At 44.8% G+C, this 12,454-nt stretch carries 15 protein-coding genes; 10 read left to right on the forward strand and 5 right to left on the reverse strand.

Annotation, left to right across the window (positions count from 1 at the left end):
- Window positions 1–320 precede the first annotated feature (320 nt).
- The 3 genes from AAA938_RS09710 to AAA938_RS09720 all read left to right on the forward strand — a co-directional run bounded on the left by AAA938_RS09710 (window position 321) and on the right by AAA938_RS09720 (window position 1,793).
- The gene (locus AAA938_RS09710; RefSeq protein WP_338228501.1) at window positions 321–827 is read left to right on the forward strand and encodes a hypothetical protein; all 507 of its coding nucleotides are present in this window, start codon (window positions 321–323) and stop codon (window positions 825–827) included.
- 473 nt (window positions 828–1,300) lie between these two features.
- Window positions 1,301–1,462 carry a hypothetical protein gene (locus AAA938_RS09715; protein ID WP_338228760.1) on the forward strand — a complete coding sequence of 54 codons (162 nt, stop codon included), beginning with the start codon at window positions 1,301–1,303 and terminating at the stop codon, window positions 1,460–1,462.
- A 4-nt stretch (window positions 1,463–1,466) separates the two neighbouring features.
- The gene (locus tag AAA938_RS09720) at window positions 1,467–1,793 is read left to right on the forward strand and encodes a helix-turn-helix domain-containing protein (RefSeq protein ID WP_338228502.1); all 327 of its coding nucleotides are present in this window, start codon (window positions 1,467–1,469) and stop codon (window positions 1,791–1,793) included.
- A gap of 262 nt (window positions 1,794–2,055) precedes the next feature.
- On the opposite strand, the gene AAA938_RS09725 is transcribed toward AAA938_RS09720, so the two are convergent.
- Window positions 2,056–2,949 (reverse strand): UbiA family prenyltransferase, encoded by an 894-nt coding sequence (locus AAA938_RS09725; RefSeq protein ID WP_338228504.1) that lies wholly within the window; start codon window positions 2,947–2,949, stop codon window positions 2,056–2,058.
- 91 nt (window positions 2,950–3,040) lie between these two features.
- Between AAA938_RS09725 and AAA938_RS09730 the strand changes: the two genes are divergently transcribed.
- From AAA938_RS09730 to AAA938_RS09740, 3 genes are read left to right on the forward strand one after another with little or no spacing between them, the layout of a single operon-like run.
- Complete coding sequence (locus AAA938_RS09730) at window positions 3,041–4,120, forward strand: type III polyketide synthase (RefSeq protein WP_338228505.1); 1,080 nt, start codon at window positions 3,041–3,043, stop codon at window positions 4,118–4,120.
- On the forward strand, window positions 4,117–4,824 hold the full coding sequence (locus AAA938_RS09735; RefSeq protein ID WP_338228507.1) for a methyltransferase domain-containing protein: 708 nt from the start codon (window positions 4,117–4,119) through the stop codon (window positions 4,822–4,824). Before AAA938_RS09730 ends, AAA938_RS09735 begins: the two co-directional genes overlap by 4 nt.
- A 22-nt stretch (window positions 4,825–4,846) precedes the next feature.
- On the forward strand, window positions 4,847–5,671 hold the full coding sequence (locus AAA938_RS09740) for a mechanosensitive ion channel family protein (RefSeq protein ID WP_338228509.1): 825 nt from the start codon (window positions 4,847–4,849) through the stop codon (window positions 5,669–5,671).
- Window positions 5,672–5,728: 57 nt separating this feature from the next.
- On the opposite strand, the gene AAA938_RS09745 is transcribed toward AAA938_RS09740, so the two are convergent.
- The 4 genes from AAA938_RS09745 to AAA938_RS09760 all read right to left on the reverse strand — a co-directional run bounded on the left by AAA938_RS09745 (window position 5,729) and on the right by AAA938_RS09760 (window position 8,544).
- A complete protein-coding gene (locus tag AAA938_RS09745) occupies window positions 5,729–6,580 on the reverse strand; it encodes a hypothetical protein (RefSeq protein WP_338228510.1) in 852 nt (283 codons plus the stop codon).
- A 55-nt stretch (window positions 6,581–6,635) separates the two neighbouring features.
- Window positions 6,636–7,313 (reverse strand): nitroreductase family protein, encoded by a 678-nt coding sequence (locus AAA938_RS09750; protein WP_338228512.1) that lies wholly within the window; start codon window positions 7,311–7,313, stop codon window positions 6,636–6,638.
- Window positions 7,314–7,509: 196 nt separating this feature from the next.
- Window positions 7,510–8,334 carry a hypothetical protein gene (locus AAA938_RS09755; protein WP_338228513.1) on the reverse strand — a complete coding sequence of 275 codons (825 nt, stop codon included), beginning with the start codon at window positions 8,332–8,334 and terminating at the stop codon, window positions 7,510–7,512.
- A gap of 30 nt (window positions 8,335–8,364) precedes the next feature.
- On the reverse strand, window positions 8,365–8,544 hold the full coding sequence (locus AAA938_RS09760) for a hypothetical protein (RefSeq protein WP_338228515.1): 180 nt from the start codon (window positions 8,542–8,544) through the stop codon (window positions 8,365–8,367).
- A 60-nt stretch (window positions 8,545–8,604) separates the two neighbouring features.
- On the opposite strand from AAA938_RS09760, the gene AAA938_RS09765 reads away from it, so the two are divergent.
- From AAA938_RS09765 to purE, 4 genes are all read left to right on the forward strand, one after another.
- Window positions 8,605–10,368 carry a MutS-related protein gene (locus AAA938_RS09765; RefSeq protein ID WP_338228516.1) on the forward strand — a complete coding sequence of 588 codons (1,764 nt, stop codon included), beginning with the start codon at window positions 8,605–8,607 and terminating at the stop codon, window positions 10,366–10,368.
- A gap of 211 nt (window positions 10,369–10,579) precedes the next feature.
- On the forward strand, window positions 10,580–10,732 hold the full coding sequence (locus tag AAA938_RS09770) for a lmo0937 family membrane protein (RefSeq protein WP_338228518.1): 153 nt from the start codon (window positions 10,580–10,582) through the stop codon (window positions 10,730–10,732).
- Between the two features lie 53 nt (window positions 10,733–10,785).
- On the forward strand, window positions 10,786–11,931 hold the full coding sequence (locus AAA938_RS09775; protein WP_338228520.1) for a 5-(carboxyamino)imidazole ribonucleotide synthase: 1,146 nt from the start codon (window positions 10,786–10,788) through the stop codon (window positions 11,929–11,931).
- Window positions 11,928–12,443 (forward strand): 5-(carboxyamino)imidazole ribonucleotide mutase, encoded by a 516-nt coding sequence (purE, locus tag AAA938_RS09780; RefSeq protein ID WP_338228521.1) that lies wholly within the window; start codon window positions 11,928–11,930, stop codon window positions 12,441–12,443. Before AAA938_RS09775 ends, purE begins: the two co-directional genes overlap by 4 nt.
- Window positions 12,444–12,454 lie beyond the last annotated feature (11 nt).

Below are 12,454 nucleotides of genomic sequence, written 5' to 3' on the forward strand. Positions count from 1 at the left end.
TAACTTTTTGCTCAAACTTGGCCAGTAGTTCAGCAAATCCCGCTATCTTGGAGCAAGCGGTCTGGAGGAGGTTCTCTTTTTTTTCATGATTGAAAACGGTTAAGAATGAATCAAAAAGATACCTCTTTTGGGCTGCTAATCGGAGAAACTACCGCAGGTTTAGTGCAACAGCAGCTACCCAAAAGGCGGGTTTTCGTTCTCCGCAGACAGTTTTGTGGTAGCCAAAAGTTCAGTTCTCCGAATGAAGTTTAGAGGTAAAAATCCCGCCCTTCGGGTAGCTGCAAAACGTTGGTGGCAATTGCTTCAGGACAGATTAGACAATGAAGGAAAAGATTCAAAGAACGTTGGACAAACTGATTGGTCTGGAGTTGACTCGAACGACTCGAGCAGCAAACATGGAGTGCTTGAAATTTGGACAAGAACTCGTAACAGACAAAGTTGACGGACTCATTAACGTTGGACAATTTGGAATCCATTTACAATGCCCTTGGAGAATCACCAATGGACAGAAAATCCTAATTGGGCACAATGACGTTTACGAACAATCTGACCAAGATGCAAAGTATGACCCAGACTTTGATTGGGACAGGCCTGGTGTCAATTTGAGAGATAAAAAATTGCAAGAACTAATAGATAAAAACTTGACCGTTGAGAAAGTAACAGCTGACGACTTTGGTGGTTTCTCAATACACTTTAATGACAATATTAGCCTCACGACATTTCCGACAACGTCTCTCGAAAATGAATACTGGAGAGTTCTTGACAATCGACCGACAAGTAAAGGACATTTTGTAGTTGGAGGAGATGGAATTTGGGAGAGTGATTGAAGCAACAGCCACCAACACTATGCATAATCAATGGCGGGGTTCAGAGTAAATTCGTAGTTTTAGTTTTCAAACAACGTTCGGTGCCGTGGGACAATGACGTGTAGGTCGGGCTTAACATTCCGCTGCGCTTCATTTTTAAGCCCTCCTATTCCCCACACTGCATAAACACAAACGTTGTGCGTCAGCTTAGAAAACAGGCACCCGATAAAATTACGAAAAATATTGTTTCTATATTTGGAAACATTCATTATCTTTGTGACGTTTAACAAAACAATATTGAATGAGATTTTTCGAGACAAAATTTTTAGAAGAAGCGGACGAGTTTATTTCACAGCTCGACACTAAGACTATAAAGAAAATCTTTTACAATATTGACCTTGCTGAACAGACTAATGACCCAAAACTTTTTTTAGAAACTTCAAAATGACATTTGGGAGTTTCGGACAAAGTTCGCAGGACTTCAAATCATCCCGATAGCTATCGGGATTGCGTTTTGGGACAAGACAGATAACAAAGAAACTTTGGTAATAGCAACCCACGGTTTCATAAAGAAAGTTGATAAAGTTCCTGCAAAAGAAATTGACCGCGCAGTAAGACTGAGAGACAAATATTTGAACAACAAACAAAAAAAGTAATCATATGGCAACTAAAGAATTAAAGACTTACTCACTTGCCGAGATGAAAGATAAGTATATCGGCAAAGTCGGGACACAAGAACGTGACGAATACGAATACGAACTTCGTATGGACGTTTTGGGTAAAATGATTAAAGCCGCAAGACAAGAAAGAAACTTGACACAAGAAGAACTTGGACGACTTGTTGGAGTTCAGAAAGCTCAAATTTCAAAACTTGAAAGCAGTGCTAACAGTGCGACTATTGACACCATTATCAAAGTGTTCAGAGCATTAAATGCAGAAATTAATTTTAACGTAAAGCTAGAAGACAACTTTGTCAAACTCGCTTGACAGAAAAGAAAGCCGAACGGACAATACGGGTTTTGCGTCAGGCGGGGTGACGTGCAAATTTGGAGCTTTGTGCTTCTATTCAAGTTTAGTGCAGGTTGATCCCGCACGTGCGGGACTCCGTAATCCGCCATTGCGCCAAGCACCAAACCGTTACCCTTGAAAAGCCTCCCTAGAATTTGATCCAGAAACAGGAATTAAGGATAAGATTCCTGTATCTAGTAGCCTTCCCCTTAAGAAATTCCCCCAAAGCCAACCCTTAAAATCAATACCCAAAAACCTGCAAAATCTGGGTGTTTTCAAGGAAATAGTAAATGAAAAAGGCATTCAGGCAAATCGCCGAAATGCTGTTCATCCCCATAGCCCAAGAGTAGCTGGCGTATTTTTCATCCTTTCGGACAAATCCAAACCAAATCAGGAAAAAAAGCATCACAGGAGCCATCGCTCCCAAATAAGCCCAAAGGATGGCTTCTTGACTTCTATCCCAAAAGAACCATACGAAGGCCAATCCGGTCAGTGCGAAAAAGAGGCTGGAAAAAAGAAAAGTGCCTTTGATTCCCAGCTTCAAGCTCAAAGTCAAATCCCCTCTTCGGGAATCTTCCCCATGCTGATAGACCTGCGTAAGGGGATAATTCCCCCAAAGCATCAGGCTCGTCAGAAGTCCCGGAATCAACACATGAGGCTTGACCATTACATCCCAACCCAAGTCACTCAATCCAGCGTAAGCCATGGCAAAAGTGAAATATCCCTGGAAAAAGCCTGCAATCAACCAGCTGGCCCAAGGGTATTTTTTGATCCGGATAGAAGGATGACTATAGGCCATACTGACCAAACCATAAACTGCCAGCATGGAGGCAAAACTCCAGCTGATCATCCATCCCAAGATCAAAGCAATCACAAAGAAACTCTGGGCCAACCAAAGAAGGTCTGAGGTGACTTTGGGTGGATTCTTTAGCCCGCCGATGCTTTCCTCATCCCGATCAAAAAAGCTGTTGTAGCCATTACTGGAGGGATAAAGGAAAAGATGCAGAGCCAAAAAAACCAAGACCAGCCTTCCCTCATTGAGATTGGGAGTCAAGGCCAGAGCAAAGAAAAAAACGGGCATCAGAAAAAGGGAAAACGGAATCCTCAGATGGCTGATGCTGGACCGGGTGATCATAGATAGTAGGATTAGATAAAATAACCTTATTCTTTGGGCTTAGTTGTCATTGAGACAGACCAAAATAGAAATAATCGCTTAACTTGATTCAATGAATCCCAGCATAATTAGTATCGGGCTTGCCAGTCCCGGAGAACCGATTTCCCAATCTGAAATTGCCCGCTTTATGCAGACTGCCCATCAGCTGGATGAATTGGACAGCAGAAAACTGGGATTTTTGTACAAAATGTCCGGGATTGAGTATAGACACAGCGTCCTGGATGATTTTGAGAAAAAAGATTACCGGGAGTTTAGCTTTTTCCCCAAAAACAAAGAATTAAGTCCTTTCCCTGGCACCAAGGCCCGAATGGAAATATTCCAAAGAGAAGCTCCCGGACTAGCACTCCAAGCTTCCCAAACTGCCCTGAGTCAAGCCGGAGTATCACCCGAACAAGTCACTCATCTGATTCTGGTCTCCTGCACTGGAATGCTCGCGCCGGGCATCGAGATGACGCTGATGAATACCCTGGGCATACAGGACTCCGCAGAGCGGTTTTGTATTCATTTTATGGGTTGTTATGCGGCATTTAGCGGAATCCGACTGGCTGATAAGATCATCAAAGCCGAACCGGAAGCCCAAGTCCTGCTGGTTTCGGTAGAGCTCTGCACCCTCCACTTTCAGAAGGAATACACCGAGGATAACTTGCTCGCCAACTCCCTTTTTGCAGACGGGGCGGCAGCCGCCTTGATCCGAAAGGATTCCAAAGGCCTTAAGATCAACGATTACCTAAGCCAAGTCCTGAGAGAAGGAGAGGAAGATATGGCCTGGGGCATTGGAGATTTCGGGTTTGAGATGAAGCTGAGCAAATACATCCCCAACCTGCTTGACAACGGGATTCGTGAGCTTTCGGGGCTTTTTGAACGAAAGTTTAACTTCTCAAGAATCAGCCATTTTGCCATCCACCCGGGTGGAAAGCAAATCCTCCAAAAGGTGCAGGAGGCATTTGGATTGCCTTCTTCGGTCAATGATCACGCGATGGAAGTTCTGAGGCAATTCGGCAATATGTCCTCAGCCACAATTCTTTTTGTGTTGGAACGGATGATCAAAGACCCCAAGGTTTCTGGAGATATTCTTTCCTTAGGATTTGGGCCGGGACTGACACTGGAAACTCTTCACCTCACCAAGCAATGAGCCGATTTGCCCAAAGGAGCACCGAGAAAGAGCTCATGGACGATCTCGACTGTTCGGGACCTGTCTTGGAACAGACTCTGAGGGAGTTGAAAACCATCAATCGCTGGCTGGGAGGGAATCATGTCACCACAGACGGGCTGGACAAATTAACCCGCACCTACCCCCAATCTTCCTATTCCATTGCTGATTTGGGATGTGGAGGAGGAGATATGATCCGAATCATGCATGATTGGGCAGAAAAGAGGAAAATCAGCGCCAATTTTACAGGAATCGACGCCAATCGGAACATTATTGAGCTGGCGAGGGTTAGACAAAAGGATTTAAGCCAAGTCCAATGGGAGGTGTGCAACGTTTTTGATCCGGAATTCTCCCTTAGTCAAGTAGACTTTACCACGTGCACCCTATTTACCCATCACTTCACAGACAGGGAATTAGTGGATTTACTGGTTGCCCTTCGTGAAAAAACCAAATTGGGCTGTGTCATCAATGATCTGCATAGACACCCTTTGGCCTACTACAGCATCCGAATTTTGACCGGGCTTTTCAGTAAGTCTCCTATGGTTCGACACGATGCCTCATTATCCGTTTTGAGAAGTTTTTCCAAAAAAGACTGGGAAACTATTTTAAAGAAAGCCGGAATCGAAAATTACCAAATCCGATGGTTTTGGGCTTTTCGATGGCAAATTTGTATCAAGTTTAATTAATCAACCTTCAATTTTCTAACCTATGGAATTATCACCAGACACCATCAAAGTACTTTGGGAAGAAGGAATCAGCCTGGTTGCACAGATTGTCCCCTCTCTCATTTTTGCTCTACTATTTTACCTCATCGGTAGATTTATAGTAAATAAATTAGTCAAAGGCTTTCGCTTAATCTTGGAAAAAAGGGAAGCTAACCCTTCGCTCAACAGCTTTCTGGTAGGACTGGTCAAAGCCCTCCTCTATGTATCCTTATTTATTGGCGTAGCAACCATTTTGGGCGTGCCGATGTCTTCATTTTTGGCCATTTTGGGTGCAGCAGGTTTGGCAATCGGTCTAGCCTTGCAGGGCTCCCTATCCAATTTTGCAGGAGGAGTTTTGATTTTGCTTTTCAAGCCTTTCAAAGTAGGCGATGTGATCACCGGGCAAGGCCATACAGGTACAGTCAGCAAAATAGATATTCTCTACACCCATCTTTTGACCTTTGACAACAAAGAAGTGGTCATCCCCAACGGTAATCTGGCCAATTCGGATGTGGTCAATATCACTTCACAGCCAACCCGGAGAGTGGATATAGCAGTGGGAGTATCTTACAATACCGACCTGAAAAAAGCGAGAGAGGTAATTTTGGATATTCTTAAAAAAGACGAGCGAGTACATGCTGACCCTGAGCCGGTCGTTTGGCTAAATAATTTTGGGGATAGCTCATTGGACTTGGTAGTCAGAGCTTGGGCTAATCGGGAGGATGTCTGGCCGGTGTATTTTGAAACCATGGAAAAAATCAAAGGGTCATTTGACCAAAACGATATCGAAATTCCATTCCCTCAACGAGTGGTTCATCAGCTTTCTTAATCCATTTTCATTTCAAAAAAAACGGCAGCTCTGAATTTCAGGGCTGCCGTTTTTTATTTAAGATCTTGGCAAGGTGACTGTTCTTGTGTTACCATTGAAGGTAATCGATACCTCCCGGTCACAGCTGTCGGAGCCGAAGTCTATCTCAATGGCTCCGCGTGTTTGCACTCGGATCACCATCACTCCTTCACTTGGCATCCTTATTCCTGTGCGGATGCATCGCTCTGCAAAAAACAAAGGAGAGGTGATCTCTACCACGTATTCGTTGCCCTTGCGGTTCACTCCGCGGCTTCCTCCATTGACTGCGTAGATGATTCCCCGGTTTTCATTAGGCAAAAAGATCCGCTTGGTATGTCTTGACTCAAACGTCCTGAAGCTACCATCAGGCCAAGTAATTTTCCCTCCTTCCACTACGGTCTTGAAGGTGAAGAAACGATCATTGGAATTGAATCCCTCATTGGTCACCACTCTGACTCCCTCGATTTTGCGATCATCCACATAGTAGTTTTCGAAAGTAGTGGTGATGACCGAGCCTGGAGCCCAATACCTCCCCGTATAGGTCACGATTATTTTCCCTTTTCGGGTGACTCCTCTTGGGCTGGTACAGCCCTCCCCAAAATCAATAATCATCTTTTTTTCATTGGGAAGCCACTCGATTTTTACCCTTTCGCAGAGATCTTCCTCCAGGGTCACCAAAGTGCGGTCCGTGAATCCATTGCGCTGAAATCCCGTAAGGGCTACTTCATCCACATCTTCCAAAGTGGCCGTAAGATCAATTTCTTGGGCAGTTTCCTCCGTTTCATTCAGCTGATCGGCAGGATTGGTATCCTCTTCTGAGCTACAGGAAGCAAAAAGCAAAAGGCCTGCAATTACAGACATCTTTGCCAGGGACAGATAAGTTGGTTTCATGATAGATAGATTTTTTGTGAAAACTGCCCTTTGGACTATTCTCGACGAAGTAGGTTTAATAGCGAACCAAAATTTCTTCCAATGCCTTGCGCTGAAGGTCAGGGACATAGGTTTCATTTTTGGCGTAACCTACAGGAAGCAGGAGAAATGGTTTTTCGTTTTCCGGTCGTCCCAGGATTTTGGATAAAAAATTCATAGGACTCGGAGTATGCGTCACTGTGACCAAGCCTGCCTGATGGATGGCTGCAATCAAAAACCCACAGGCAATCCCCACAGACTCAGACACGTAGTAGTGTTGGATTTTTTCCCCTTCATGGATTCCATAGGATTGCTTAAATACCACAATCAAATAGGGCGCTTCCTCCAAGAAAGGCTTTTTCCAATCAGTCCCCAAAGGCTTCAAGTCGGCTTTCCAGCCTTCCGGCATTCGGTGGGAATAGCTGATTTTCTCCTCCTCTTCAGCAGCTTCTCTAATTTTCCTTTTGATATCAGGATCAGAAATCAGGCAAAATGTCCAAGGCTCCTTATGGGCACCGGAGGGAGCCGTGCCCGCTGTTCGGATAATATTTTCCATGACTTCCAAAGGAACCGGACGGGAATCAAACTCCCGTACCGTTCTCCTTTGGTTCATTTCTACAAAGAAACTCTCCGCTTTTGTTTTCAAATCGGCTTCGGAAATCTCCGGCCGTTGATACCGGATATGCGGGTGGCCATTTATTTCTTTTTTCTCCATATCACAAAAAAGAGGCTATCTCATAAATCATTTGGTTGTCAGCCTAACCCTTCGATTTCGAGACTACCGTCTCTCAAGTGCTCAGGGTGAGAGGAGTCGAAGACCGTTTCCAGCATTCTGGACAACACTTCAACTTCATTCAATGGGACAAGCTTAACTATTGAGACAGCCTCCTTTGTAGATTGATTTCCTATTTTTAGTCTATAGTAAATTCCTTGACTCCTCCCGGATAGGTGATTTCGACAGTTTTGTCGCAAGTGCCAAACCCATAATCCACGCTCACAGAAATTAGGGAATAAGTAAAACTAAGAACCCCACTGCTTGGGATGTAAATACCCTCATCCACACAGCTCTGCTTGACTAAAAGGGCCTCAGTCACCACTGCTGAATAATTATTCCCATCCCGGCTTACTCCTGAGGCTGTTCCGGTGATGGAAGCTTCATAGCCCGATTCACTTAAGGAAACGACGCGTGTTTGGTCGGAGGTGTAGGTCACGGAGGAGTTATCTGGCCAGGTGATTTTGCCATTCTCGATCTTGACTCGGAGAGTTACCCGACTATTGACCAGATCAATTCCTCCATTGGTGATGGTTCGTGTACCATCAATTTTAATTCCGTCCACTTCGTAGCCTTCAAAAGTCGTGGAAATAGAAGTTCCCGGGAAAAGAAAATTGCTACCAGAGTACACCAAGGTGATTTTGCCTTTTCTCATCACTCCATTAGGACTGGTGCATCCCTGTCCAAAATCGACTATGATGGTTTTCGTATTCTGATTGTGATTGACGGTAGCACCGGCACAGAGGTCGGCAGTTCCCATGGTCCGGAGACCCAAACCGCTACTCTGAAGGACTTCCAGAGTCAGGTAGTCCAAATCTTCAAATGCAGCATTGATGACAAATTCATCTTCTACCAAATCCAAGTCTGGCTCAGGGGCCACAGGATCGGTGTTTTCTCCACAGGAAAACAGCAGCACACCCAGGCACATCAAAATTAAAAGAGGGAATTGAGATAACTTTTTCATAGGCTTTAATTCGTTAAAAATCAGGCAAATTTACTTATTGTCATTTACATTTTTCGGGGTACTTGTCTTTTTAATCTTGGGCTTCCCCACACATCCGATATTTTGGGTAAGAGCAATTTCTTCAGGCAAAACCCCCATCCCTGTACGAGGGTCCCATTCTTGTGTGTCCTCATCGGGCTCGATTGGAAGCTTTTCTTTTGATTTCATCATCGTCTTGTTTCAATAGTCACCTTTTTCTAACGGCCAAGAGGCTATTTTCTATCTTTGGCCATGGGAAAATTTGATTTTGATCCTCAGCAGCTGGAAGACAAACTGAAAAGTACGAAAAAAACAGAGTCTCTTCTTTCACTTGGACGATTAGTCGTGTTTTTTGCTTTCTTGGGTGCAGGTGTGCTCAGCCTTTCCGACTCAGAGATTTGGTTGATTCCGGCTTTAGGACTGGGGATTCTTTTCCTCTTTCTGATCCGAAAGTTCAATCATATCCAAGATCAACAGAAGATTTACCTAGCACTTGGCCAAATGGCAGGTCGAAAAGCACAGCGTTTAGATAGAAATCTAAACGGGCTGGATACCGGACTTGAATTTGCTGACAAAAACCATCCTTTCTCAGGGGACTTGGATCTTTTCGGAGAGCACTCACTTTTTCAGCTGGTCAATCATACGTTTTCTCCTGCCGGAAAAGAAAAACTTGCCCAATTGATGAAAGAGGCCCTAAATCCCGATGCCTCCCAAGAAAGAAGTTTGGCGGTGAAGGCCCTTTCCGAAAGGTCGGATTTCCTTCGGGCCATGGAAGCTTCCGGACTGGCATTTTCCGAGGATGTTCCACTAAGCGACACTTGGAAAAAATGGCTGGGGAGAGTGGAGAAAAGATCAACCATCAACCAAATTCTGGCCTTGGCGGGCCCTTTGGGAGGCCTCGCCTTATTGGGTGCGACCATTTGGGGCAATCTTCCTCAGGGATATTTGGGCCTATGGGTGATTTTAGGAACAATTGCCCTGAGCAGGGTATTTGATCCGCTTAAACAAGCTGCTGATGCACTTCCCGTCTCATCAGTTCTCAAGTCCTTTGGAGTACGAGCACATTGTATAGAGCAGGAAAATTTCCGGAATTCTCTTTTGGAGGAAGAAAAGAGGAAGCTCTTTGGCGGAGAAGAATCAATCACCCTTCAGCTGAGCCAATTGGACCGACTGGCCCTTTGGGTTCAAAATCGAATGAATCTGCTCTACCTCCCTATCAACCTTCTTTTCTGGACAGATTTTCTGCTTTACGATCGCTTACTTTCCTGGAAATCCAAGGCAGGTCCTTCTCTTTCTACTCTCCCTGAGCACTTAGCCGATTGGGAAGTTTGGGTTTCATTGGGTGCATTTGAACTGGAAATGGAAGGAGACGGAAAAATTACCTGGTCAGTTGATTCACTTTTGGATGCGGAAGAAATAAGCCATCCTCTCATCCTTCCCTCCAAAGCCATTGCCAATTCACTGAAATTTGATGCAGATCATCGATTAGTAATTTTAACCGGTGCCAATATGAGCGGAAAAACCACCTTCATGCGCACATTGGGTATCAATTGGGTCTTGGCCAAATTAGGCCTAAGTCCCTTTGCTCGGTCGCTTACTTTGGGAAATTTCCAACTCTACACCAGCATGCGAAATACCGACAATTTAGGCGAAAGTGTCAGTTCTTTTTATGCAGAGCTGTTCCGAATCAAAAATTTGATTGATCGACTGGATTCGGGAGAAAAGATCCTTTTTCTACTCGATGAAATCCTCAAAGGGACCAATACTCAGGATCGTATTTCCGGTTCTCAGGCTTTGGTAGATCAGATTCTGCGAACACAAGGTTTTGGAATCATTTCCACTCATGATATCGAACTATCTGAACTGGCCGAAAGCAAAACAGGGGTCAAAAATTACTCCTTCCATTCGGAGATTCAGGATCAGGAAATCAAGTTTGACTACCTGCTCAAGTCCGGTGCATGCCCTAGCTTCAATGCCCACAAACTGATGGAATTGATGGGAATCCGGTTCAGATAAAAATAGTTTTGGCATTTTTCTTGAACAGAAGCATTTAATACTCGTTAGGAAAACCATTCGGGTTTATTTTGAAACCCGATTAGTCCCAATTTGGGCTAGGTCAAATCAAAGAAGAGTTGGTTTGAACGTATTTGAAATTGAGGGTGATTTTCTTAGCTCCGAAAGGAGATAGTTACTAGTAAAACTTTTGTTTAACCTAAATCAAAAAACCATGAGTTCTCTTTTGTATTTCATCGCAGTAATTTTAATCATCGGTTGGATTTTTGGAGTGTTTGTTTATAGTGTTGGGGGATTAATCCACATTTTATTGGTCTTTGCAGTCATCGCCGTCTTACTAAGGCTGATTCGGGGCAAGGGAGTTTGATCTTTCCGGAATTCCGAAGATTTCGGGGATAAATCCTTAATTTTGGGACCTCTATGGCCCATACTTCTCAAAATCAGATTTTAGGTGTTTTGGGTGGAGGGCAGCTTGGGCGTATGCTCATCCAGTCCGCCATCAATTACAATCAGGATATTCACATTCTAGATCCAGATCCCAACGCACCCTGCAAGGATATCGCCCAGCTATTTCAGGTCGGCTCGCTCAAGGATTTCGACACGGTTTATGCCTTTGGCAAAAGCTGTGACGTGATCACCGTTGAGATCGAGGCAGTGAATACCGATGCCTTACAGAAACTGGCTGATGAAGGAAAAAAAGTGTTTCCGCAGCCGCAAATCCTAAAATTGATTCAGGATAAGCGAGAGCAGAAGCAGTTTTATGCCGAGCACGGAATCCCCACTGCTGAATTCGTATTGACAGCGGATAAAGCGGATGTGATTGCCAAAAAAGACTTTTTGCCTGCAGTAAATAAGCTGGGTAAGGAAGGCTATGACGGTCGGGGCGTTCAGATTTTGCGGAGTGAGGCAGATTTGGGACAAGCTTTTGATGCGCCGGGCTTGCTAGAAAAACTGATCGATTTCGACAAGGAAATTGCAGTAACCGTAGCCAAAAATGAAAAAGGGGACCTGATCGCCTACCCTGCGGTGGAATGTGCTTTTCATCCTACCGCCAACTTGGTGGAGTTCCTTTTTGCCCCTGCGGAAATCTCTCCCGAAATTGAGGCGAAAGCCCAGGAAATTGCCAAAGACGTAATCCAAAAACTGGACATGGTCGGCATCTTGGCAGTAGAACTTTTCGTGACCAAATCCGGAGAAGTTTTAGTCAACGAGATCGCCCCCCGCCCACACAACAGCGGGCACCATACCATTGAAGCCAATTTTACTTCTCAGTTTGAGCAGCATCTTCGCGCAGTAATGAATTGGCCTTTGGGTGATCCTGGACTGAGATGTCCTGCCGCTATGATCAATTTGCTGGGGGAAGATGGCTACGCCGGAGAAGCAGTGGTAGAAGGCAAAGAAGAAGCTATGGCCGAAAAGGGTGTGTATATTCACCTTTACGGTAAAAAATTGACCAAACCTTTCCGAAAAATGGGACACGTGACCATTTTGGATGAAAATATCTCAAGCCTAAAAGCCAAGGCCAACCGAATCAAAGAATTGATCAAAATAAAATCCAACGCATGAACCCACAGGTAGGAATCATCATGGGAAGTCAGTCTGACCTTCCTATCATGGCGGAAGCCGCACAGTTTCTCGAAGAACTCGGAATCGCATACGAACTCACTGTGGTGAGTGCTCACCGAACCCCCCAGCGGATGATCGATTATGCGGGTTCAGCACGTGAAAGGGGGATCAAAGTGATTGTGGCGGGTGCCGGAGGTGCAGCCCACCTACCGGGAATGGTGGCATCCTTGACCAGCTTGCCCGTGATCGGAGTTCCGGTAAAAAGCTCCAATTCCATTGATGGTTGGGATAGCATTTTGTCCATTTTGCAAATGCCAAGCGGAATTCCAGTGGCTACTGTGGCACTCAACGGAGGGAAAAATGCCGGAATTTTGGCAGCTTCTATCGTGGGAGCCTATGATGCAGAAGTGGGGAAAAAGATGGATGCTTTCAAAGCCGGCCTTCGGCAAAAAGTCGAAGAATCCGCCGCTCAGATTGAGGAAAAAGGTTGGAAAGCTGTGTTGAAAAAGTAGAAAGTTGTAAA

This window comes from Algoriphagus taiwanensis (assembly GCF_036245645.1).
GTDB lineage: Bacteria > Bacteroidota > Bacteroidia > Cytophagales > Cyclobacteriaceae > Algoriphagus > Algoriphagus taiwanensis.

Excerpts from the sequence above, each read along its gene's own strand:
- AAA938_RS09750 (WP_338228512.1), bottom strand. The coding sequence starts at position 7,313 with ATGGAGAAAAAAGAAATAAATGGCCACCCGCATATCCGGTATCAACGG.
- AAA938_RS09765 (WP_338228516.1), top strand. The coding sequence starts at position 8,605 with ATGGGAAAATTTGATTTTGATCCTCAGCAGCTGGAAGACAAACTGAAA.
- AAA938_RS09740 (WP_338228509.1), top strand. The coding sequence starts at position 4,847 with ATGGAATTATCACCAGACACCATCAAAGTACTTTGGGAAGAAGGAATC.
- AAA938_RS09725 (WP_338228504.1), bottom strand. The coding sequence starts at position 2,949 with ATGATCACCCGGTCCAGCATCAGCCATCTGAGGATTCCGTTTTCCCTT.
- purE (WP_338228521.1), top strand. The coding sequence starts at position 11,928 with ATGAACCCACAGGTAGGAATCATCATGGGAAGTCAGTCTGACCTTCCT.
- AAA938_RS09760 (WP_338228515.1), bottom strand. The coding sequence starts at position 8,544 with ATGATGAAATCAAAAGAAAAGCTTCCAATCGAGCCCGATGAGGACACA.
- AAA938_RS09775 (WP_338228520.1), top strand. The coding sequence starts at position 10,786 with ATGGCCCATACTTCTCAAAATCAGATTTTAGGTGTTTTGGGTGGAGGG.
- AAA938_RS09735 (WP_338228507.1), top strand. The coding sequence starts at position 4,117 with ATGAGCCGATTTGCCCAAAGGAGCACCGAGAAAGAGCTCATGGACGAT.
- AAA938_RS09730 (WP_338228505.1), top strand. The coding sequence starts at position 3,041 with ATGAATCCCAGCATAATTAGTATCGGGCTTGCCAGTCCCGGAGAACCG.
- AAA938_RS09745 (WP_338228510.1), bottom strand. The coding sequence starts at position 6,580 with ATGAAACCAACTTATCTGTCCCTGGCAAAGATGTCTGTAATTGCAGGC.
- AAA938_RS09710 (WP_338228501.1), top strand. The coding sequence starts at position 321 with ATGAAGGAAAAGATTCAAAGAACGTTGGACAAACTGATTGGTCTGGAG.
- AAA938_RS09770 (WP_338228518.1), top strand. The coding sequence starts at position 10,580 with ATGAGTTCTCTTTTGTATTTCATCGCAGTAATTTTAATCATCGGTTGG.
- AAA938_RS09720 (WP_338228502.1), top strand. The coding sequence starts at position 1,467 with ATGGCAACTAAAGAATTAAAGACTTACTCACTTGCCGAGATGAAAGAT.
- AAA938_RS09755 (WP_338228513.1), bottom strand. The coding sequence starts at position 8,334 with ATGAAAAAGTTATCTCAATTCCCTCTTTTAATTTTGATGTGCCTGGGT.